This window comes from Sulfurospirillum diekertiae (genome assembly GCF_011769985.2).
GTDB lineage: Bacteria > Campylobacterota > Campylobacteria > Campylobacterales > Sulfurospirillaceae > Sulfurospirillum > Sulfurospirillum diekertiae.
This window is the reverse complement of the sequence record NZ_CP039734.2, coordinates 764,771-784,817: the sequence shown is the minus strand read 5'-3', so window position 1 is coordinate 784,817 and position 20,047 is coordinate 764,771. Positions and strand designations below refer to the sequence as shown.

The 20,047-nt window shown below is 40.6% G+C and carries 20 protein-coding genes; 10 read left to right on the top strand and 10 right to left on the bottom strand.

The features are described 5' to 3' along the window. Positions 1-10 precede the first annotated feature (10 nt). From FA584_RS04025 to FA584_RS04015, 3 genes are read right to left on the bottom strand one after another with little or no spacing between them, the layout of a single operon-like run. Positions 11-1,114 (bottom strand): (Fe-S)-binding protein, encoded by a 1,104-nt coding sequence (locus tag FA584_RS04025; protein ID WP_167750288.1) that lies wholly within the window; start codon positions 1,112-1,114, stop codon positions 11-13. Next, positions 1,104-1,775 (bottom strand): TVP38/TMEM64 family protein, encoded by a 672-nt coding sequence (locus FA584_RS04020; RefSeq protein WP_167750287.1) that lies wholly within the window; start codon positions 1,773-1,775, stop codon positions 1,104-1,106. The genes FA584_RS04025 and FA584_RS04020 overlap by 11 nt, the downstream gene beginning before the upstream one ends. Continuing rightward, complete coding sequence (locus tag FA584_RS04015; RefSeq protein WP_167750286.1) at positions 1,776-2,222, bottom strand: rhodanese-like domain-containing protein; 447 nt, start codon at positions 2,220-2,222, stop codon at positions 1,776-1,778. It abuts the gene before it with no gap. A gap of 213 nt (positions 2,223-2,435) precedes the next feature. On the opposite strand from FA584_RS04015, the gene FA584_RS04010 reads away from it, so the two are divergent. Genes FA584_RS04010 through FA584_RS04000 form a run of 3 tightly spaced genes read left to right on the top strand, consistent with a single transcriptional unit; the run spans position 2,436 to position 5,508 of the window. Further along, positions 2,436-3,527 carry a phosphotransferase gene (locus FA584_RS04010; protein ID WP_167750285.1) on the top strand — a complete coding sequence of 364 codons (1,092 nt, stop codon included), beginning with the start codon at positions 2,436-2,438 and terminating at the stop codon, positions 3,525-3,527. Further along, the gene (locus FA584_RS04005) at positions 3,509-4,834 is read left to right on the top strand and encodes a TIGR04283 family arsenosugar biosynthesis glycosyltransferase (protein WP_167750284.1); all 1,326 of its coding nucleotides are present in this window, start codon (positions 3,509-3,511) and stop codon (positions 4,832-4,834) included. Before FA584_RS04010 ends, FA584_RS04005 begins: the two co-directional genes overlap by 19 nt. A 44-nt stretch (positions 4,835-4,878) precedes the next feature. Further along, positions 4,879-5,508: a LysE family translocator gene (locus tag FA584_RS04000; protein WP_096046102.1), complete on the top strand. Its 630-nt coding sequence runs from the start codon at positions 4,879-4,881 to the stop codon at positions 5,506-5,508. 7 nt (positions 5,509-5,515) lie between these two features. Here the strand turns inward: FA584_RS04000 and FA584_RS03995 are convergent, their stop codons facing one another. From FA584_RS03995 to FA584_RS03975, 5 genes are read right to left on the bottom strand one after another with little or no spacing between them, the layout of a single operon-like run. Continuing rightward, positions 5,516-6,082, bottom strand: coding sequence for an RBBP9/YdeN family alpha/beta hydrolase (locus FA584_RS03995; RefSeq protein WP_167750283.1), 567 nt, complete (start codon positions 6,080-6,082; stop codon positions 5,516-5,518). A 55-nt stretch (positions 6,083-6,137) separates the two neighbouring features. After that, a complete protein-coding gene (locus tag FA584_RS03990) occupies positions 6,138-7,517 on the bottom strand; it encodes a type IV pili methyl-accepting chemotaxis transducer N-terminal domain-containing protein (protein ID WP_167750282.1) in 1,380 nt (459 codons plus the stop codon). Between the two features lie 6 nt (positions 7,518-7,523). Continuing rightward, the gene (locus tag FA584_RS03985) at positions 7,524-8,186 is read right to left on the bottom strand and encodes a Crp/Fnr family transcriptional regulator (RefSeq protein ID WP_167750281.1); all 663 of its coding nucleotides are present in this window, start codon (positions 8,184-8,186) and stop codon (positions 7,524-7,526) included. A 20-nt stretch (positions 8,187-8,206) separates the two neighbouring features. Beyond that, entirely contained in the window at positions 8,207-8,857 is a 651-nt protein-coding gene (locus FA584_RS03980) for a hypothetical protein (RefSeq protein WP_167750280.1), read from the bottom strand. After that, a complete protein-coding gene (locus tag FA584_RS03975) occupies positions 8,854-10,524 on the bottom strand; it encodes a cytochrome c biogenesis protein (RefSeq protein ID WP_167750279.1) in 1,671 nt (556 codons plus the stop codon). Before FA584_RS03975 ends, FA584_RS03980 begins: the two co-directional genes overlap by 4 nt. A 126-nt stretch (positions 10,525-10,650) precedes the next feature. Here FA584_RS03975 and istA point away from each other — a divergent pair, with 126 nt between their 5' ends. After that, positions 10,651-11,763: an IS21 family transposase gene (istA, locus tag FA584_RS03970; protein WP_167749319.1), complete on the top strand. Its 1,113-nt coding sequence runs from the start codon at positions 10,651-10,653 to the stop codon at positions 11,761-11,763. After that, on the top strand, positions 11,754-12,572 hold the full coding sequence (istB, locus tag FA584_RS03965) for an IS21-like element helper ATPase IstB (protein ID WP_025344704.1): 819 nt from the start codon (positions 11,754-11,756) through the stop codon (positions 12,570-12,572). The genes istA and istB overlap by 10 nt, the downstream gene beginning before the upstream one ends. Here the strand turns inward: istB and FA584_RS03960 are convergent. Then, entirely contained in the window at positions 12,569-12,853 is a 285-nt protein-coding gene (locus FA584_RS03960; RefSeq protein ID WP_501993666.1) for a cache domain-containing protein, read from the bottom strand. The two genes, istB and FA584_RS03960, sit on opposite strands and share 4 nt — an antisense overlap. A 111-nt stretch (positions 12,854-12,964) precedes the next feature. Between FA584_RS03960 and FA584_RS03955 the strand changes: the two genes are divergently transcribed. The 5 genes from FA584_RS03955 (at position 12,965) to FA584_RS03935 (ending at position 19,628) form a co-directional block, all read left to right on the top strand. Continuing rightward, on the top strand, positions 12,965-13,588 hold the full coding sequence (locus FA584_RS03955) for a hypothetical protein (RefSeq protein ID WP_167750278.1): 624 nt from the start codon (positions 12,965-12,967) through the stop codon (positions 13,586-13,588). A gap of 570 nt (positions 13,589-14,158) precedes the next feature. After that, a complete protein-coding gene (locus FA584_RS03950; protein ID WP_167750277.1) occupies positions 14,159-16,411 on the top strand; it encodes a glutamine--tRNA ligase/YqeY domain fusion protein in 2,253 nt (750 codons plus the stop codon). Next, entirely contained in the window at positions 16,404-17,702 is a 1,299-nt protein-coding gene (gene gltX, locus FA584_RS03945) for a glutamate--tRNA ligase (protein WP_167750276.1), read from the top strand. Before FA584_RS03950 ends, gltX begins: the two co-directional genes overlap by 8 nt. After that, positions 17,699-17,995: a YggT family protein gene (locus tag FA584_RS03940; protein ID WP_087438001.1), complete on the top strand. Its 297-nt coding sequence runs from the start codon at positions 17,699-17,701 to the stop codon at positions 17,993-17,995. The genes gltX and FA584_RS03940 overlap by 4 nt, the downstream gene beginning before the upstream one ends. Beyond that, positions 17,985-19,628: a lytic transglycosylase domain-containing protein gene (locus tag FA584_RS03935; protein WP_167750275.1), complete on the top strand. Its 1,644-nt coding sequence runs from the start codon at positions 17,985-17,987 to the stop codon at positions 19,626-19,628. The genes FA584_RS03940 and FA584_RS03935 overlap by 11 nt, the downstream gene beginning before the upstream one ends. Here the strand turns inward: FA584_RS03935 and FA584_RS03930 are convergent. After that, positions 19,570-20,046 (bottom strand): hypothetical protein, encoded by a 477-nt coding sequence (locus FA584_RS03930; RefSeq protein ID WP_096046080.1) that lies wholly within the window; start codon positions 20,044-20,046, stop codon positions 19,570-19,572. The two genes, FA584_RS03935 and FA584_RS03930, sit on opposite strands and share 59 nt — an antisense overlap. Position 20,047 lies beyond the last annotated feature (1 nt).

Below are 20,047 nucleotides of genomic sequence, written 5' to 3'. Positions count from 1 at the left end.
ATGACCTTTTTTATGTGTTATCCTTTAGAGCGCTGATCATTTGACGTGATGTAAAACGGTTATACCATTTTTTTAAAGTTCCCTGCTCTTTTTGCTTCATCTCAAAGGTGGGGTTAAAAATAAGATCAAGCAGATGCACGCCATTTTTACCCCCATGACTCATCGACTCCGCGCAACTTTGGCAGTAACTGACGATGCTTTCGCACTCTGTTTGGTTGGCACGCGTGCGCATTTGCTCATGCGCTAAAGCAGAATTGGTCAGCTCCAACATACCTCCGCTTCCGCAACAAAGCGTCTTCTCACGATTTTGTTTGAACTCTTCAAAAGGTAAACCTATCTGTGCTAAAAGGGTACGAACGTCTTTATGAATCTCTTTTTCATACCGTGTGGGGCACGGGTCATGCAGTGCCATTTTCAGGGTATTTTTATGGCGGTCTTTGGCGCTTTCTGGAAGTCCAATCTGCGCTAACAGTGAATAAAGTGAAACGATTTTAATATGTGGGGCATAGGTTTTAATGCTCATAAAACAGTTTTCACAGGCTGTCACAACGGTGGTCGCACCCATTTTATCTAGGTCTGCTTCAAGCTGTGAGTGGTAGATTTTAAATTGTGCCATATCGCCCATAACACGAGTGGGTGTGCCACAGCATTGTTGAATGATACCAATGCCAGAACATTTGGATTGTAAGTAATTAAAAACGGTGTGAACAAGGCTCGGAGAGTACGAGCTTAGCGCACATCCAGGCATAAATGCCATATGGGTGTACTCTCCAGTTGTAAACTTTTTTGTAGTAGAAAAAAGTTTTGAAAAACTACTTTTTTGATGGAATATCACGCCACCATAGCCATACTTTTTCAACACTTTTTTATCTTCAGCGTAGTTCTTCTTAGAAGCTGTAAAGATCGCGCCAAAGTCAATATCATGAGGACATGTGTGCGCACATAGACCACAATTTGCGCATGAAAACGCCATCTGAGAGCTTGGAATCTCCGTGGTAAATTTGGTGAGCAATTTTTTGGGAGAGATAGTAAAGCTGTACAACATCGGACAACCCTTCATACAACTCCTACAATCCACACACTCACGCTCATACGCTTTGATTTTATTTTCCACGATACACCCGCTTAATCAAATAAATCAAAAGTGAAAGTGCAAATAAGATCAAAAGTCCATACACAATCGTTTGAGCACCACCGGTCAGCATCTCTCCCGCATACGAGTAGATCAATGTTGCAGGCAGTTGTCCCACGCCCGTGGCGATCAAAAAAGAACGAAGACTCATAGACGTCAGTCCTGCGGCGTAACTGACCACATCAAACGAGATAAAAGGCAGAAGACGTGCAATCAAAATCGCATACGTGCCATGCTTCTCAAAAAAAGCATCGACACTCTCTAACGCCATTTTGCTGGTGAGCTTTTCAACCACTTCACGTCCTAAAAACTTGGCGATGTAAAAGCACAAAAGTGCGCCCACCATGGCGCTTGCCCATGAAAGTGCGGCTCCGTATACCCAACCAAAAAGTGCTGCATTGGCAAAGGTAATAAGAAATGCGGGCAAAGGAGCCACAATGGCTTGAAAGACCATCAACGCGAAAGAGATTAGAGGTGCTAGAATGCCAAAAGAGAGAATGTACGTTTTGATTTTTTCAATATCAAGCCCTTCAAACAACCCCACCACATCAAAAAAATAGTTTCGACTTTGGGGGCAGGAAAAAAGAAAGGTAAGCGCGATACCGACAAAGAGCAGTATCGCTATTTTGCGTGGCTTAAGCATTTATTTACTGACGGCTAAAACGTCTTTGACTTTATCGCGTGGCCAACCGTATTGTCCATCTTTGAGGGTTAAAAGTTGCTCTTTTTTAAGACCTTTTGAAAGATAAAAATCATACGCGCGATCAGCTCCTCCACCGCCTCTTGGACAGACAATAATCACTTTTTGACCCTCTTTAATCTCGGGGAGAAGGGTGGCTAGTCTTGCTTTTTCATCCTCTGTTTTGACAGGGTACGCATAGGTTGCAAGGGCACCTTTTAAATGTTCTTCATCAAAATCAGGCTTTTCTTGAATGTCAACAAGAACGATCTTAGAAGCATCTTCACGTATCAATTTTGCGGTCTCATCCGCTGTAATGTAGTTGTATTTTGAGTTTTCTTTCACTTTTCCACCACAACCAATCACTAATAAAGCCGCAATCGGCAACACAAAAAATGAAGCAAGTTTCATCCTGTTCTCCTAAAAGGGATTTTACATGTAAAGGTTGGGGGAAGTATCAAAAAAGAGCAGTTTCATGTCACTTTTGATGTATGCTTAAACCTTAAGCCCTTACATGAGTTATGCGGTATGATAAACTGTTACGACTTAGAAAAAGGTTAACAGGGTCAATGCTTGTTGACTGTTTTTGCTATAATGGCGCTTTTACATGTAAGGATTTGAGGCATGCAAACGGAAAATGAGATTATTGATTATGCTCAAAGAACGACCGCATTAAAAACTTTTTTCAAAACGCCTCCATTACATGTCAGCGAAATTGGAGACGGTAACTTAAATTTTATCTTTCGCCTTGAGGATGAGAGTGGAAATTCGCTGATTCTCAAATATGCAGCGCCCTATCTTAGGCTTTTAGGTAAAGATTTTCCGCTTCCACAAAACCGTATTTGTGTGGAGATGCACACGCTCTCTTACTTTAAAACTATCGCGCCATCGTTCATTCCAAATATTTACCATTGTGATGAAGCAGCATTTTGCTTTGTTATGGAAGATCTTGTGGAGTATAAACTCTTGCAAACTGCCCAATTTGAGCAGTTTATTCCGCTTTCTATTTACACGAAACTGGGCACATTTTTGGCAACACTATACGCCAAAACACCGCCAAAGAAGGATGAGGGCTACTATGAAAATGCCACCCTTAAACGCATCAGCGAAGAGTATATTTTCATCTTCCCCTACATTTCCAATCACCCTGCTTTGGTGTTGCCCTCTTACTTTTGCCCCAAACCCAAAAGTGCGCTTTTTCTGCACAACATTAGCCTTCTTTTAAACCTCTTCCAACAGGAAAAAGAGTGTTTGATTCACGGCGATTTGCACACAGGTTCGATCATGATCAAGCATGAAAACCTCGCCATCATCGATGCAGAGTTCTCCTGCTTTGCCCCTTTAGGATTTGATGTTGGAACACTTTTGGCGCACATTCTTTTAGGTGAAATCTACAATCTTTTTGAGAAAAAACCTCTCCAATTCAAACCCACCCTCTCTGCGCTTTGGAACGCATTTGAAAAGAAAATGGGTGGCGTACCTGAGCATATTTTAGAGCAGAGTGTCGGCTTTTGCGGAGCAGAGCTTTCACGCCGTTTGGTCGTCCCTGCCAAAGCCAAGCCCCTTGAGGCAATTCATTCTAAGAGAGCCAAAACTAAAGCCTACGCACTGTGTGAAAATCTGAGCATAGAGCTGGTTGAACACTTTTTACATGTAAAGAGTGTGGAAGAGTTTATCGCTATTGTGGAGCGGCATTTATGCGCCAAAACGCACTAATTCTTTTTATGAAAGCGCCTCTTGTTGGTCGAGTAAAAACACGCCTTGCTGAGCATATTGGCGATGAAAACGCTACCATACTTTACCGTCTTATGTGTGAACAACTGCTCAGCATAACGCTACCACGCGATGTCGATATTATCGTGGCGTATGATAATGAAGCACGTATGCCTTTACCTGCTTATGTGGAACATAAACCTCTCTTGTATCAAAGCGGCAAGGACTTGGGTGAGCGCATGAAAAATGCCTTTGAAGCAGTGTTTGCACAAGGATATGCGAGTGCTATTTTAGTGGGTTCGGATATTCCCGAAGTGGATGAGCTCCTTTTAAAAGAAGCGTTTGACTTACTTTTTTCCAACGATGCCCTACTCTCTCCTACGCTAGATGGCGGGTATTATCTCATTGGTTTTCATGCTGACACCTTTTGCAAAGAAGCGTTTAAAGGCATTACCTACAGCCAAAACGATGTCTATGCTAAAACGCTTTCAAAGATGGCACATCTTCGCGTTGCCAAAGGTGCGATGCTTTCTGACATCGACACATTGGATGACCTGCGTGCTTTTACATGTAAAGCGTTCACGACACCTCTGGCACACTTTGCACAGCGTGTTTTAGGCACATTGCCCCACATCAGTGTCATCATCCCCGTGTACCATGAAGACGAAACACTGCTGAAAACCCTAACACATTTGAGAGAGATGGCGCAAAGCCAAAACTACGAAATTATCGTGGCCGACACACAGGAAAAAACAACGGTGGAGCATTTAGCCTTACAAGATGTTCACATCGTCTTTGCCCCCAAAGGAAGAGCCTCCCAGATGAATGAAGGCGCACGCAAAGCACGGGGAGAAATTGTGCTTTTTTTACATGCCGATACTCTGCTTCCAAACGCATGGGACACGCTCATCCAAGAGTCTTTACATGTAAACAAAGCGGGCGCTTTTTCACTGGGAATTGATGATGCCAACATTGTCTTTCGTTTCATCGAAACCATGGCAAATTTTAGAACTTCGATCACCCGCATTCCCTACGGCGATCAAGCCCAGTTTTTTAAAACTTCTTTTTTTAGAAACCTCGGTGGCTACGCAGAAATACCACTCATGGAAGATGTGGAGATCATGAAACACATTCAAAAACAAGGAGAAAAGATCGCCCTTTTAAAGCCCAAAGCCTTAACTTCATCCAGAAGATGGCAGAAAGAAGGCATCCTTTACACCACCCTTAGAAATCGTGTTTTAAGCTTTTTATACTGGTGTGGTGTTTCACCAAAACATTTGGTTAAACGCTATAAAACACACCAAAAATAAATTGAGTATAATTAACTCATATTTTTATTAATAGGAGATGATCCATGTTAGGTACGCATGATCTTTGGCTTTTCATCCTTTCAGGCTTGCTTTTAAATATGACACCAGGCGTTGATACGCTGTATATTGTCGGACGTTCCAGTACGCAAGGATTTCGTGCGGGATTTTTTGCAGCCCTTGGTATTGGTACGGGATGCCTGGTGCATATTTTCGCAACAACGATTGGACTTTCAGCTTTGCTCGCAACCTCGGCAATGGCATTCAGCATTATTAAAAGCATCGGTGCCGCTTATTTGATTTACATTGGTATCACGATATTACGCTCAACGCAAACCCCTTTACATGTAAAAACAAAAACCGGTCATCAAACCTTAAAAAATATCTTTTGGCAAGGCTTTCTTACTAATATGCTCAACCCCAAAGTAGCACTTTTTTTCCTTGCATTTTTACCGCAATTTGTAGATATTGCATCCAATAACAAGGCATTGAGTATGCTGTTTTTAGGTATTTTATTTGACATCAATGGCACAGTCTGGAATATCATTGTCGCGTGGTTGTCGATGGTCTTTATCTCAAAATTACAAGCGCATCATACCTTTGCACTTTGGTTCAATAGAAGTATTGGTGCGCTTTTTTTAGCGCTTGGTATCAAACTTTTACACGAAGAACTTTGAACTAAAGTTATCTTTTTGCCAGCATCGTTTTAAAAATTTCATACAATTCAGGAAATGTTTCAAACCCTTCTATGCCCAAAAAGTGACCGCCGCGAGGGATTTCAAGAAGGGCGCTGTCAAGTTTAACACCTATGGTCTTGCTTATAAAGGGCGGTACGTACATATCGTTGTCGGAGAAGATGACATACTTTTGAGCGACACTGCGGGAGAGCTTGGAAAAATCCAGCGTAATATCAACAAACGAATTAAGATTGGGAAAAACTTCGAGCGGTTTATCAAAAGGAGAGACTAAGATCATACCGCCAAGGGCAAAATTCTCTTGAAGCGTATCTAGGTAATGCAAAAGGGTGATACAGCCTAAACTGTGCGCGATGATAAACGTCTCGTTGCTCGGCATGCCGATTTTATCGTGAAGTTTTTCCAGCCATTCATCCATGTCAGGAGTATCGGGTGTTGGCATACGCAACACTTCAACTTCTATGCCATAATCGGCATGAACTTTTTCGACAAACCATGGAAACCAATGATCCGTTGGTGAAGCAAAATAACCATGAATAATGTAAATTTTTTTCATTCAAGCCTCTTGTGCAATCTTTTAAATATGATACATTAAGAGTTTAAATAAATTGTTACACGTCCTTTTTTTCGTCCACTTGATTGCCGCTATCGACCATCGCATTGAGGCTTTTTTTAAGCTTTTGCAACATGCGATTGACATGGATAAGATTTTCTGCGGACTGAATAGCGATGTCTTCCGTGGCATTAACATTTTTGTCAAATGTTTTTTTATCATGCTCATCAATCCCCATATCTTCGATGACATCTTCCACATCTTCCGCAAGCTGTTGAAGTTGAGAGACGGCATTTTCCGCTTTTTTAAGCGCATCTTCGGAGTCTTTCATCGCAAGATTGACTTTTTGAACAAAGAGTGAAATATGTGAAGAGGCTTCTTTTAGCTCATCTTCACCGTTGGCAGAGAGCGTAACATTGTGTCCAGTAAAGCTATTAATATCGCCATGTGCCAACTCTTTGGCTTTTTGCACAAACCCCTCTAAATGCTCAATAACCTCTTTGGTCATCACAAACGCATAGACGATAATGATGAGCCCAATAATAAGTGCAATGTACTGAAATTTGAGGAACATATCGTTCTTCGCTTCACTGTGATTGGTATAGAGCCAAACAGCATCATCCATGGCATTGAGCAGTTGAACATTTTTTTCATACACAAACGCCATATGTTTGTTGATTTCACTCTCTACAGCAATAAGATGGTCTAAATAAACACTGTACTCTTCCCAATAGGCGTTATTTTCTTTCACAATCGCATAGACAGCCGGAACATTTTTGACCGCAGGATCATCTAAAAAGCTCTTTATCGTTTTGTTATACAGTGCCTTAGCATCGGCATAGACCAGTAAATCTTGGGCATTTGCTGTCCTCAAATAACGATTGACGTAAAGTCCCATGCGTTGTGAGAGCATTCTCTGACGACCGGAGAGATCAATGTGAATATTGCTAAGATTGGCTATGACCATGTGTTGAACAACGTTATCGGAAAGGATGAGGAGTTTTTCGATGCGCGGCGTGAGCACTTCCATATCGGGACGTACATCTTCGATGCCTGTTTTAAGCGCTTCTACTTCCAAGCGAAAGGGAACCCACAAGCTCATCACCTCTTCCAGTTTGGCTTGGATGCGTTCATTTTGTGGAGCATAAATGCCTTTGGTATCATTTCCATACAAAAGGTCTTTAAGACTGCTCTCAAACAAGTTGACAGCCGTATTGAGTTCTCGAAAGTCATTGGTATGGCGATGCACGATGAAAAAAGTCTCTTTACTAATTTTTTGCGAAAGCATACGCTGCTTACCTGCGATGTTGATGATATACGAGTCTTTTTTGCTCATCTGATTCATCATCACAGTGAGTGAGATGATGAAAATAATCACGAAAGAGAGCAGTCCACCTGCTAATTTCATTTTGGTGCTAATGGTTGTTGGTTTAATCATAATGTCCTACTCATAAATCTCTTTTAATTCTTGAATATTCAAGATTACAACACTGTTTTTTTCAATTTCTATCGTTTCATTACGGGTGAGTTTGTTTAAAATACGGGAAAGTGTCTCAGGCTGAATATGCAGCATATAGGCAATTTCATGTTTTTTTAGGCGATTAAACGTGTCAAGCTCATTGACAAGCATGTGCGCCACTCTTGCCGTTCCATCAAACACAACATCACGGCTAATGATACATTGCATCTGCTGAATCATCTTAAACGACTCTTCCAAAATCTTTGTCATCAAACGGTGATTGGTATAGATCATCTCACGAAAGGGCTCACTCTGAATGGAAAGCACCATACTGTCTTCCAAAAACTCAGCGTTCGCGTAACAGCTGATAAAAAAGCTGTCGATCAGCTTGGAGACATTGAAAATGAGCGAATTGGAATAGAGTTTGTAGAGGAAGATTTCATTGTCGAAACGATCCACTTTGTAAAATTTTACAGAGCCTTTGATGATGTAATAGATCGAATCTTTGGTATCTTTCTCATAAAAAAGCACGTCACCTGCTTTGTGATGACGTACACTGCAAAAAGAGGCGATCTTCTCGATGTCTTCATGTTCTAGCGCATCGAACAGTGGCAATGAAGCGATCAGAGATAAAGAATCATTTGCCATTGCACTCTCTTTAAAATAATTTATTTAGTAAATGTAGCATTTTCAACAATAATTTTATAAAAATAACCCGAGCCAAAGTCCTTATCAACCGTAACAACACCCGTAGCAGTTACAATATCTCCCACTTTTGGAAGTTCTTTTGACGTAAAGACAATGCGCCCTACTTCACTTCCCTCGCCCGTTCCATCTTGAATATGAATCCAGTTGCGTGAAATAATGTTCTGCGAAGCTTTGACAACCTTACCACGAATACTAATTGTTTTGTCTTTCAAACTAGCGCGTTTTTCCCATGCCTCTTTGACGCTCATTGTATCCTTTTGTTTGTAAGGAGACTCTTTCACTTGCTCACTAATGAGCGCAAGATTGCCAGCTTCTGGTACTTTAGTGCGGTACTGAAGGTTTGAAGCAAACACAATCTCATCAAAGGTACGGTTTAAGGATTTACTCTCAAAGTTTTTAGCACGTAATTCCTCGGTAAAACGAACCTCTGTTCCTTTTTCAACCTTCGTTCCCTCAACAGCGACCCAGTATTTTTTCTTGGTATCGTCAATCTGCATATAGGTGTAACCACCCCCATCGAGCGTATCGACCACTGTACCTTCATAGATATCGCCCGCATGAAGGGCTAGCGCACAGGTCAAAGCCGCTATCGTTAAACATACTTTCTTCATTTTTCTTCCTTTAAAAATCTATTTTTATACGACATTATAATCAAACCTGCGACCACGACACTACATACATAAACCCAAAGTGGAATTGGCACAGGATCGCCCGTAGCGTAGGAGTGCATGCCTGCAAGGTAAAAGTTCACGCCAAAGTACGTCATCAAGATGGAGGCAAACCCTAAAAGTGAAAGCACCGCAAACGAATAGTGCGAATAAATCCGTGGTACAAGCCTTACATGTAAAATGATGGTATACACCAAAATAGAGATGTACGCCCACGTCTCTTTCGGGTCCCAACCCCAATACCTCCCCCACGATTCATTCGCCCAAACACCGCCTAAAAAGTTACCGATGACCAAAAGACTCAAGCCCAAAATCAGGGTGATTTCATTGATGGAGGTAAGGTGCTTGATGGTCGCAATGGTTTTAGAAGAAGGTTTACATGTAAAGAGGATGAGCGTGAAAAATCCCAATGCACAACCCAGGGCTAAAAAGCCGTAACTGGCGGTGATGATGGAGACATGTACGCTAAGCCAAAACGATTTTAAAACGGGCACAAGATTGGTGATCTCTGGGTCAATGTGCCCTAGGTGTGCGACAAACATAAAGATGCCCGCCATCATCACCGAGCCAGAGAGTGCAAAAAGCGAAGTGCGCATAAAGAGCATGCAAAAAAGCAGACACGACCACGCGATATAAACAATAGACTCGTACGTGTCACTCAAAGGCGCATGACCGCTCACATACCAACGCAAAGCGAGCCCACACGTATGCACGACAAACAGCATTGCGACACTGAAAAAGAGCGGACGGTTCAGTTTACATGTAAAGGTATTGGGAGCAAAAACATGCCCAAATGCAACGCCTAAAAGCACCAAACCTAAGAGTACATACGCCAAGGTTAAACGCTCAAAAATCATCAGTTTATTGAAGAGTATCTCCACTTTGATGTGTGTGGGTGAAGGCATAATATCCGCGCCATAGTGGGTTTGAAACTGTGAAAACGTCTTTACATGTAAAAGTGCTTTGGCGTAATTTCGCTCAAACAGTGCTTCAATAAAAGCGGTGGAACTCTCTTGTAATTTTTTTGCCTCTTCACCTTGAAGTTGTGCAAACATCTGCTCGAAGGCAAGCCATGTGTGGTTCGCATCATTGGGCAGTGGGAAGATTTTAAAGAGGACTCCTTGGTAGAGCATAAACGCAATGCTCAAACGCTCATCGACTTTGATCAGATCGTTCTCAAAGGTGCCTCTCTGGCTGGGTTTCATCGCCAAAGCTTTTTGAAGTTCAGCGTCTAATTTGTAACGATGTCCGTCGAAAAAATCTTCAAAAGTTGCTAGTTTTTGCTCTTTCGCAATACCGATAAAATCCCTAAGTCGTGGCGTTTTGGTCTGAATCATCGGCAGTGTTTTCCACAAAGTGGGATGGGAAAGCATTCCAAGCATTACTTGCATCGCATCCATATCGTACAGGCTGCTTTTACCACTGAGTTTATAAAGTACCTCTTGGCTGAGTGTATCAAAAGGCTTCATTCGCCCCATGCGCGATTGCACGACGAGTTTACCAAACGCATCACTTACCGCTTTGCTCTTAGCCTGATGCTCCTGCAAATAGTTTTGAACATAGTCACTCTCACACCATAAAGGCGTTTGAATCAAAAGAGCAAGAAGCACGTGTCAAACGAACTGCTAAACTGGTCAGTAGAAAATGTAATTTGAGAGTTGCATTTTGATTTAAAACCTTAAAGAACCAAGTTAAATTGGTTAAACTCCATTTTCAATTTTTTGGAAAGGAGTTGAATGTTAAAAAAAGGTGAAATTAAAATGATAAAGAAGTTTTTAGCTGAAGGGTTTAGTAAAAGTGCCATTGCTAGAAAGTTAGGTATTTCAAGAGAAACTGTAAGGCGCTATGCCAATCTTCCAGATGATTATATTCCCCATATCAATAGACCTCCTGTGATTAACAGTGTTGATCCTTATTTGCCACATATCGCCAAGATGTTAGAGACGGCAGAGCAGCAGAAAAGTGAAATACCCTTAACCGTCATTTATGAAGAGATTAAGAAGCTTGGATATGATGGAAGTCTAAGGTGGCTTCAACAAGTCATACTAAGATATGAGCTTAGAGCTCGAGCCAAATTAGATGAGCCTATTATACGCTTTGAAACCAAACCAGCCCAGCAGATGCAAGTTGACTGGGTAGAGTTTCCCAAGGATAATTTATCCGCCTTTGTAGCGACGATGGGTTACTCTAGAGCATCTTATGTGGAATACGTTAATAATGAGAAGATTGAGACCTTGATAGGGTGCCATATGAACGCTTTTGCCTACTTTGGTGGTGTTCCAAAAGAGTGTTTATATGACAATATGAAAACTGTCATATTGTCACGAAATGACTATGGTAAAGGTGATCATAGATTCAATCCCTTGTTTGCTGACTTTGCCAAACACTGTGGATTTAGTATCAAAGTATGCAAACCCTATCGCGCTAAAACCAAAGGAAAAGTTGAGAGATTTAACCATTATCTGCGGTATAACTTTCATAATGGATTACGAGTGAGACTCTCTATGAAACATTACACATTAACGCTTGATAATGCAAATGCGGAAGTTCTAAAATGGTTGGACAATACCGCCAATAAACGCATCCACCAAACGACATTACAGATGCCATTTGAGTTGTTAGCACAGGAGCAGTTACAGCTACTTCCTGTGCCTAAAGCCTATCAAGGAATCCACCCTAAAGCTTTGATTGAAAGTGTAGCTAAAAAATATTCCCCAATCAATTCTCACAAAGACTTGGAAAAATTATATATCCCCAATAGAGACATTCAATGTTACGATGAGTTTATACCCATGGTTGCAAACATCATCCTTCCTGTTGGATTTTATGGTGGTGCATTATGGAGTTAGATACCTCTATCGATGAGTTATGTAAAGAACTCAAGCTCTCTATCATAGGCGAAAAATATCATGATATTGCCAGTATGGCAGCTAAAGAGAATTGGCAATATACACAGTTCTTGGAGGAGGTATTACGAGTGGAAGTAGATAATAGACTAGGAAGGTCTAAAAATATGTTGACCAAACTCGCAGGATTCCCAGTTATTAAGACATTAGAGCAGTTTGATTACACTTTCTCCGTTGGCGTGAACCGTAAACAGATTGAAGAACTCTCAAGCCTAATATTTGTTAAAAAGTATGAGAACATCATCCTCTTAGGTGAAAGTGGTGTGGGTAAAACACATCTTGCTATTGCGCTAGCACTCAAAGCGGTGCAACATCGCTATAAAGTAAGATTTACCACCATAAGTGAGCTTTTAAGTAATGCAAATAGAGCCAAAAAAGAGAAAAAATATGATAGCTTCTTGAAATCTATCGCCTCTCCATCGGTACTTGTCATTGATGAGATTGGATATTTCAATATGAGCAAAGAAGAAGCCAATCACTTTTTTCAAATTATTTCTAAACGCTATGAAAAAAGCTCTACCATTTTTACTTCAAATCTTGTATTTAGTAAATGGGTTCAAGTCTTTGCAGGAGATAAAATCGTTACAACCGCTATATTAGATCGAGTGTTACATCACTCACATATCATCAATATTCAAGGAGATAGCTACCGACTTAAAGAGAAGAAACAAACAGGAGTTTTACACTCAGAAATCTATAAGTTTGAAGCTAAATCTTCAAACATAGAAGGTCAAAATCAAGAGGTGGTTTAAGTTTCAATTCGCAACTTTTTTACACTAAAAACTGACCAGTTCTGCGCTTCGCTTGACATCTGTTCGGGTAAAGAGAGATTGAGCATTGCTTTGTCTGGGTGCAAAAGTATTTTACCCGAAGCATCAACCACATAAGCATACCCCTCTTCAGCATGAATCGCTTTGATTTTACGGTACAGTTTATTGACATAAAAAGAGGCCGCTACGACGCCTTGTTTTTTGCCATCGACCATTACAGGTGAGGCAATGGCAATCGTAAATTGGTTGCTTGCAAATCCCACAAAAGGATCTGCAATAAGAGGTTGATCAGCACTGATTCCACTACTGTACCATGGTCTTGATCTTGGATCATACCAATCTCTTCTCAGTTCTTTAAATGTTTAGGACTGAATATGCCGGAAGCTAATCGCTCAGCAAAGCAGAAAGAGAATCTTAAAACGATTGTTAATGTTATTAGAATTCCTGAAAAAAGTATTCAAGGACATATGAGTTGGGCAACACACCATTTCCAAGATATTGTCTTTACGCGTTTACAAGGCAGAAATCCCTTTAGCAACGACACGGTAAAATATATTGGTTCAAGCAATGATGAAGCATTGAACACAAAAGTCCTTCGTTACAAAGCAGACCCAACCGCAGTGGCTGACTTTGGAAAGGACACTAATCCAACGGGAAATATTGCTCTTCCAATCTTAACGATGCGCGGTATGAATGACCCTATCGCTTTTGTGGAACTTGCAAATACTTGGGAAGAGACGGTTGCAAAAGCGGGACATGCAGGGAATATGGTTCAACTCTACACCAATGACAAAGAACACAGTTACCTGAGTGATGCTCAATATGTGGCTGCTATGAATGCACTTCTTTCATGGGTTGATACTGGTAAAAAACCAACACCAAATGATGTTGAAAAGCAGTGTAAAGCACTCGACCCAAAATGGGATCCAAGCCATGAATGTCGTATTGTGCCTGAGTTTAAACCCTTAGCACTTTCAACGCGCGTTCCAGCACGTTAGCCGTTTTTTAAGGAAGGATTTCATCCTTCCTTTCCTAGAATTTTAAAAGGAGAATTGACGAACATGAATATTTTCATTGGCATTATTGTGCTCGCTAATATCATCTTAATCACTTGGGCTATTATGAATTATAAATATCATTCACAGGCAAAGTAAATGAATGTAGTCTCACTATTCTCTTTTTTAATCACCAAATTCAAAGACATTCCTCTTTAATAATTTCAAAATATTTTACATGTAAGGATTGTATAAATAGTGAAATTTACTTCCAAAAATTCAAACACTAAAGATTATACGGTACATTGATCTCAAGCTTTTTTGTGTCATTAATGGAATAAGTGCAACATGCTCATAAAATTTAAATTTTCGTAGTGATTGCTATCATTGAGGGGTATTAAAGCATCTCACCAACAGGTTTAATCTTGCGATCTCAACTTAAAATTGGATTCTTTAATACACTCCTTATCGCACATAAGATAAAATTGTCAATACCCATAAATCCTATTAATTAATAAAGAGCATGATAAAATACATGTTTATAAGAGGAATAAAACAAAAGGTTTTAAGAACATGAGTGAGAGCAAAGATTTTTTACGTACCATTGTGGAAGAGGACTTACAGTCTGGAAAGTATCATGAAATTATCACCAGGTTTCCTCCAGAACCTAATGGATTCCCGCACATTGGTCATGCTAAGTCTATCTGTATCAATTTTGGCATTGCGCGTGATTATAAAGGGCATTGTAATCTCAGAATGGATGACACAAACCCCACAACCGAAGATATGAAATATGTTGAAGCGCTAAAAGATGCTGTGACATGGCTTGGGTTTGAATGGGCGAATCACGTGCGCTTTGCCTCTGATTATTTTCCTAAAATTTACGACTATGCCGTACAACTGGTCAAAATGGGTAAAGCCTATGTGGACAGCCTCAATGAAGAAGAAATCCGTGAATACCGCGGTACGATCAAAGAAGCAGGTCGTAGAAGTAAATTTGCGCAGCGTAGCATTGAAGAAAATCTTGACCTGTTAGAACGCATGAGAAAAGGTGAGTTTAAAGATGGCGAACACGTTTTACGTGCCAAAATTGACATGAGTGCTGCCAATATGAAAATGCGCGACCCTCTTTTATACCGCATTCGCCATGCACATCATTTTAGAACGGGTGATGAGTGGTGCATCTACCCGATGTACGACTTTGCGCACTGCTTGTCCGACTACATCGAAGGTGTGACGCACTCTATCTGTACGTTAGAGTTTGAAAACAACCGTGAGATTTATGACTGGGTTTTAGATGAACTCGAATTAAAACTCCCTCGCCCTTACCAATATGAGTTTGCACGTCTGGGCATCAACTATACGGTGATGAGCAAACGAAAACTCTTAGAACTCGTTAATGGTAGTTATGTCAATGGCTGGGATGACCCTCGCCTTCCGACCATTGCAGGCTACAAACGAAGAGGCTACACCCCTGAATCCATCTTGAATTTCTGCGATCAAATTGGTATTGCCAAAGCAAACTCCATGGTCGATGTAGCGCAACTTGAATTTTGCATCAGAGACGATCTCAATCAAAAAGTACCGCGTGTGATGTGTGTGCTTGATCCGCTTAAAGTGACCATCGAAAATTATGACGGCGTTGAAGAGATTGATGCTTCTTACTACCCGCATGATGTCCCCAAAGAGGGTTCACGTAAACTGCCTTTCTCACGGGAAATTTACATTGAGAGAGATGATTTTATGGAGAATCCTCCAGCTGGCTATTACCGTCTCACACCGGAGCAATCCGTGCGTTTGAAACATGCATATATTCTTACATGTAAAGAGATTATCAAAGATTCTCATGGCAACATCGTAGAGCTCAAAGCGGAGTATCATCCCAACTCCAAAAGTGGTGAAGACACCAGTGGAATTAAAACAAAAAGTGCTATTCACTGGGTCAGTGCAAAGCATGCCAAAAAAGTCGAAGTCAGGCTTTATGAGCGGTTGTATTCGAGTGATGCCCCTGATGGCTTAGAAGATCTCAATCCTGATTCTTTACATGTAATCACAAATGCGTTTGTTGAACCTGCCGTGATTACCGAAAAACCTGATGTTAGATTTCAGTTTGAAAGACAAGGGTATTTTTACGCAGACCCCGTTGATTACACCGATGCAAAGCCTGTCTTTAACAAAATTGTAGGGCTTAAAGACTCATGGGCTAAAAAGGTTGAAGCAACCGAATCTGCTCCTAAACCTGAGACTAAAAAGCTCCCTATCGTAGAAGGTGAAGTAGCGCCTATGAGCGAAGCAGAACAGGCACTCTTTGAGAAGTACACAATGGTACTTGGACTCAACAATGAAATCGCCAATATTTTAGCGCGCGATACACAACTCTCTGCTTTTTATGAAGAGGCGCTCTCTTACATCCATAGTCCTATAAGCCTTGCGAATAGTGTCGCCAATGAAGTGGCAAGAGAACTCAAAAGTGCTAGTGCATTAAACTTTGGCGCCAAAGAGATCGCCGAGCTTGTCACCATGATCGATGAAGGAACAATTTCCACTAAAATTGCAAAACAAGTCTTTGAAGAGATGGCAAAATCGGGGGATCATCCAAAAGCCATTGTTGAAGCCAAAGGGCTCACACAGATCAGTGATCCTGCAAAATTAAAGCCTATGATTGAAGAAATCATCGCCAAAAACTCTGAGAGTGTCGCAAAATATAAAGCAGGCAATACCAATCTTTTTGGCTTTTTTGTAGGACAAGTCATCAAAAAAAGCGGTGGCAAAGCGAACCCAACCGTCGTGAATGAACTGGTAGCAGAGAAATTAAAAAATGGTTAGATTTGCACCCACTCCTAGCGCAGATTTAAATATAGAATCCTTACGAATCGCACTGTTTAATTACATGTATGCTATTCAAACCAAGGACTCTATGGTGGTACGCATTGAAGATAGGGACAAAAAGCAGAACATCGAAGGCAAAGACCAAGACATCCTTGATATGCTGAATCTTTTTGGTATTTCTTACACGCAACTGTATTACCAAAGTCAAAATTTTAAATACCACCTTCAATTTGCCTCCACGCTTTTAGACACAAAAAAAGCGTTTATCTGTTTTTGCAATGAAAAAGAACTTGAGATAAAACGAGAGAAAGCCAAATCAGAGGGCAAAACGTACTGTTACGATGGAACGTGTGAGCACTTAAGCAGCGAAGAGATTTTAAACAATCCAAAGCCGTTTGTTATCCGTATGAAAAAACCAGAAGCGACTATTTCGTTTACCGATACAATTCAAGGAGAGATTAGCCTTGAACCTGATGCGGTTGACGCTTTTGTGATTATGCAAGCGGATAAATATCCGACCTATAACTTTGCCTGTGCATGCGATGATATGCTTCAAGGTATCTCGTACATCATCCGAAGCGAAGATCATCTCTTTGATACGCCACGACAAGAGTTCATACGTAAAAGTTTGGGGTACGACCAAGAAATTCAATACGCTCACGTGCCAAGCATCCTTAACGATGAGGGTCAAAAAATGAGTCCCTCTGATGATACATCAAACGTGAAATGGCTTTTAGATCAAGGTTTTATGCCAGAAGCGATTTTAAACTATCTGATTCTTTTGAGTCACCCTACTCCGTGTGAAATTTTTACTGTTCAAGAAGCGATAACATGGTTTGACTTCAAGGTAATTTCCAAAGCTCCTGCGCGTTTTGACATTGAAAAACTTCGTTTGATTAACCGTGAGCACATCAAACGTATCCCCGATATGGAGCTTTCTAAACGTATCGGTTATGCTTGTGACAACATTGGAAAGCTGGCAAAACTTTTCACCGAAGAGGTAAGTACCACGCGTGCAATCAAGCAAAAAGTTGATGCTATTTTTGCCAAAAAATCGTTTCATGCAGCGTTTGAAAAAGAGAGTAAACTTTTACAAGAGTTGATTTTACAAGCACCTTATTTTGAGAAATTTGATGAATTTCAAACATATCTCATCGAAAAAAGCGGCATCAAAGGAGAACCTTTCTTTAAACCGCTTCGTTTTTGGCTGAGTGGCGCAGATAATAGCCCTGAGCTTGTCTTATTGTATCCACTGATTAAAACCTATCTGAAGGAGATTGTTAGATGATCGTTTTAGCAACACTTATTGAAGCTTTTGCCACTATTTTGCATACCTTGATTAATATCTACATATGGGTGGTGATTATTGCAGCACTCATTACCTTTGTACGCCCTGATCCGTACAATCCGATTGTGCAGATCCTTTTTCGGCTCACAAATCCAGTGTATGCGTTTATTCGTAAACTGGTTCCAACGTTAATTGGTGGTATCGACCTTGCGCCTCTCATTGTGATTTTAGCACTTCAATTTATAGACCTGTTCGCAGTTAAACTTTTGTTCGCACTTGCCAATGTTTTATAAATTACTGATTGGACTTTTCCTCTGCCTTTGCGTCTGTGTCGATCTTTTTGCTGAAGAAGCTGTGAATTTTAGTTTTTTTGCTGATAAACCACGAAGCCTTGCCAAAGATTTTTATATTTACGAATACCTTCAACGTGATGAGACAACTCCCAAAGAAGCCAAAGCGCTCTTTGGGATGGTCCACACGATGAACATCCGTTTTTTCCACCTTTTCGCTAAAAAAATGGATAATCTAGAATACAAAAAAATTTCAAAATGTATTGATCTTGACATTAATTCATTAATGAAAGAAGATGATGAATGCCTTAATATCGGCATCAACACTGCTAAAATCACTTCACTTCCTAAAAGCCAACTGAAACTTATTAAACCTCGCCTAAAACACAATAATGAGCTTGTTAATCTCATTACATTGATGGAAAGTGATGATGTTTATGAAGCAGCACTGAACAGTGGTGAAAACACATTTTTAAGCCTTTTCAATGGAAGTATTTCATCGTACAAGATGGCTATTTTTAACCAACAGCTCATTCCCCAAGCTCAGATAGATAGGCTTTCGAACTCGCCAAAATTTAACCAATTCGTGTATAGCACCGTCCAAAACGATAAACTTGACACTGTCCAAAAATCACTTTTACATGTAAATCCATCTTTACATGTAAACGCTAAATCACTTTTTTATCTGGGTCTTAATGCCCTTAAATACCAAGAAAAAGAGCAAGCTCTCCACTTTTTTGAACTTTCAAATGAACGGGCTACAAGAGGTGAAGAAAAAGACAAAGCCCTCTTTTGGCAATATTTAGTGACCAAAGATAGCCACTTTTTAGAGCGTATCATACACGATAGTGACATTAATATGTATGCTCTTTACGCCTATGAAAAATTGGATCGTCCTGTGCAGAACATTGTATCGCCTGTACTCGAAGGAACGCACCCGACATTTAATATCAGTGATCCTTTTGCATGGCCACGTGTTATGAACAGAGTCTATAAAATGAGTGCTGAAGAAGTTGAAGCCTTAGCGCAAAGCTTTAAATATGCCAATACCTTACCGCATTACAGCTATTTGATGGAACGTGTCACGCACTATACAAAAAGCTATTACCCTATTCCTTATCCTGAAGAGCTGAGCACTTACTCAATACACCGCCAAGCGTTGATGCTTGCTATCGCGCGTCAAGAGAGTCGTTTTATTCCCTCTGTTGTCTCGACTTCGTATGCTCTAGGCATGATGCAGTTTATGCCGTTTGTGGCACGAGATATTGCTAAAAAAGAGAAACTTGAAGAGTTTTCCATCTCCAATATGTTCGACCCTCGTATTGCGTATCTTTTTGGAAATATTCACCTCAATTTCTTAGAAAAAAGCTTGTACCATCCTCTTTTTGTGGCTTATGCCTACAATGGTGGCATGGGATTTACCAAAAAACATCTGCAAGGTGGAGCGTTTTCTCAAGGGGAATATGAACCATTTTGGAGCATGGAGACGATGACTAACGAAGAGAGTCGCGAGTACGGTAAAAAGGTGCTTGCAAATTATGTGGTCTATCGCCACCTTTTAGGTGACGACGTCTCTATTAGTAATCTTTTTGAAAATTTGTTGTCACCCTCTTTGACTGATCGTTTTCGAAACTAAATTCCATTTTAATCTGTTCTGTTTTAGGCGCTTGGACTAGCACATAGTTGGTCCAAGCATTTGTACTTGAAACAAGCTTGAGGAGCGGCGCTTCTTGGGGAAGAGGTGTCACGGTGAGATTTTCATCTGAGCCATTGACTTTAAAACCACCAAGTGTCACTTTTTCAAAAGAGCCATCCCCCGTCGCCATATACGTACCGACAATAAATTTTTCACTCTCTTGTGTAATTAATTCATGGCTGATCGGGTTTAAATAGGTAATCGTCACATACGTCTTCGATGTTTCAGAATTTTTGATCTCAATTTTTTTAGAGTTGAACATCCCATAATCCATCAATTTTTCATGTTGATCATCGGCTAACTTTGTAGCACATCCTTGCAGTATTAAAACAACCAAAACCATCAAACCATATCGCATT

Coding starts and splice junctions, on each gene's coding strand:
- FA584_RS04020 (WP_167750287.1), bottom strand. CDS start 1,775: ATGCTTAAGCCACGCAAAATAGCGATACTGCTCTTTGTCGGTATCGCG.
- FA584_RS04015 (WP_167750286.1), bottom strand. CDS start 2,222: ATGAAACTTGCTTCATTTTTTGTGTTGCCGATTGCGGCTTTATTAGTG.
- FA584_RS04010 (WP_167750285.1), top strand. CDS start 2,436: ATGCAAACGGAAAATGAGATTATTGATTATGCTCAAAGAACGACCGCA.
- FA584_RS04005 (WP_167750284.1), top strand. CDS start 3,509: ATGCGCCAAAACGCACTAATTCTTTTTATGAAAGCGCCTCTTGTTGGT.
- FA584_RS04000 (WP_096046102.1), top strand. CDS start 4,879: ATGTTAGGTACGCATGATCTTTGGCTTTTCATCCTTTCAGGCTTGCTT.
- FA584_RS03995 (WP_167750283.1), bottom strand. CDS start 6,082: ATGAAAAAAATTTACATTATTCATGGTTATTTTGCTTCACCAACGGAT.
- FA584_RS03990 (WP_167750282.1), bottom strand. CDS start 7,517: ATGATTAAACCAACAACCATTAGCACCAAAATGAAATTAGCAGGTGGA.
- FA584_RS03985 (WP_167750281.1), bottom strand. CDS start 8,186: ATGGCAAATGATTCTTTATCTCTGATCGCTTCATTGCCACTGTTCGAT.
- FA584_RS03980 (WP_167750280.1), bottom strand. CDS start 8,857: ATGAAGAAAGTATGTTTAACGATAGCGGCTTTGACCTGTGCGCTAGCC.
- istA (WP_167749319.1), top strand. CDS start 10,651: ATGTTAAAAAAAGGTGAAATTAAAATGATAAAGAAGTTTTTAGCTGAA.
- istB (WP_025344704.1), top strand. CDS start 11,754: ATGGAGTTAGATACCTCTATCGATGAGTTATGTAAAGAACTCAAGCTC.
- FA584_RS03955 (WP_167750278.1), top strand. CDS start 12,965: ATGCCGGAAGCTAATCGCTCAGCAAAGCAGAAAGAGAATCTTAAAACG.
- FA584_RS03950 (WP_167750277.1), top strand. CDS start 14,159: ATGAGTGAGAGCAAAGATTTTTTACGTACCATTGTGGAAGAGGACTTA.
- gltX (WP_167750276.1), top strand. CDS start 16,404: ATGGTTAGATTTGCACCCACTCCTAGCGCAGATTTAAATATAGAATCC.
- FA584_RS03940 (WP_087438001.1), top strand. CDS start 17,699: ATGATCGTTTTAGCAACACTTATTGAAGCTTTTGCCACTATTTTGCAT.
- FA584_RS03935 (WP_167750275.1), top strand. CDS start 17,985: ATGTTTTATAAATTACTGATTGGACTTTTCCTCTGCCTTTGCGTCTGT.
- FA584_RS03930 (WP_096046080.1), bottom strand. CDS start 20,046: ATGCGATATGGTTTGATGGTTTTGGTTGTTTTAATACTGCAAGGATGT.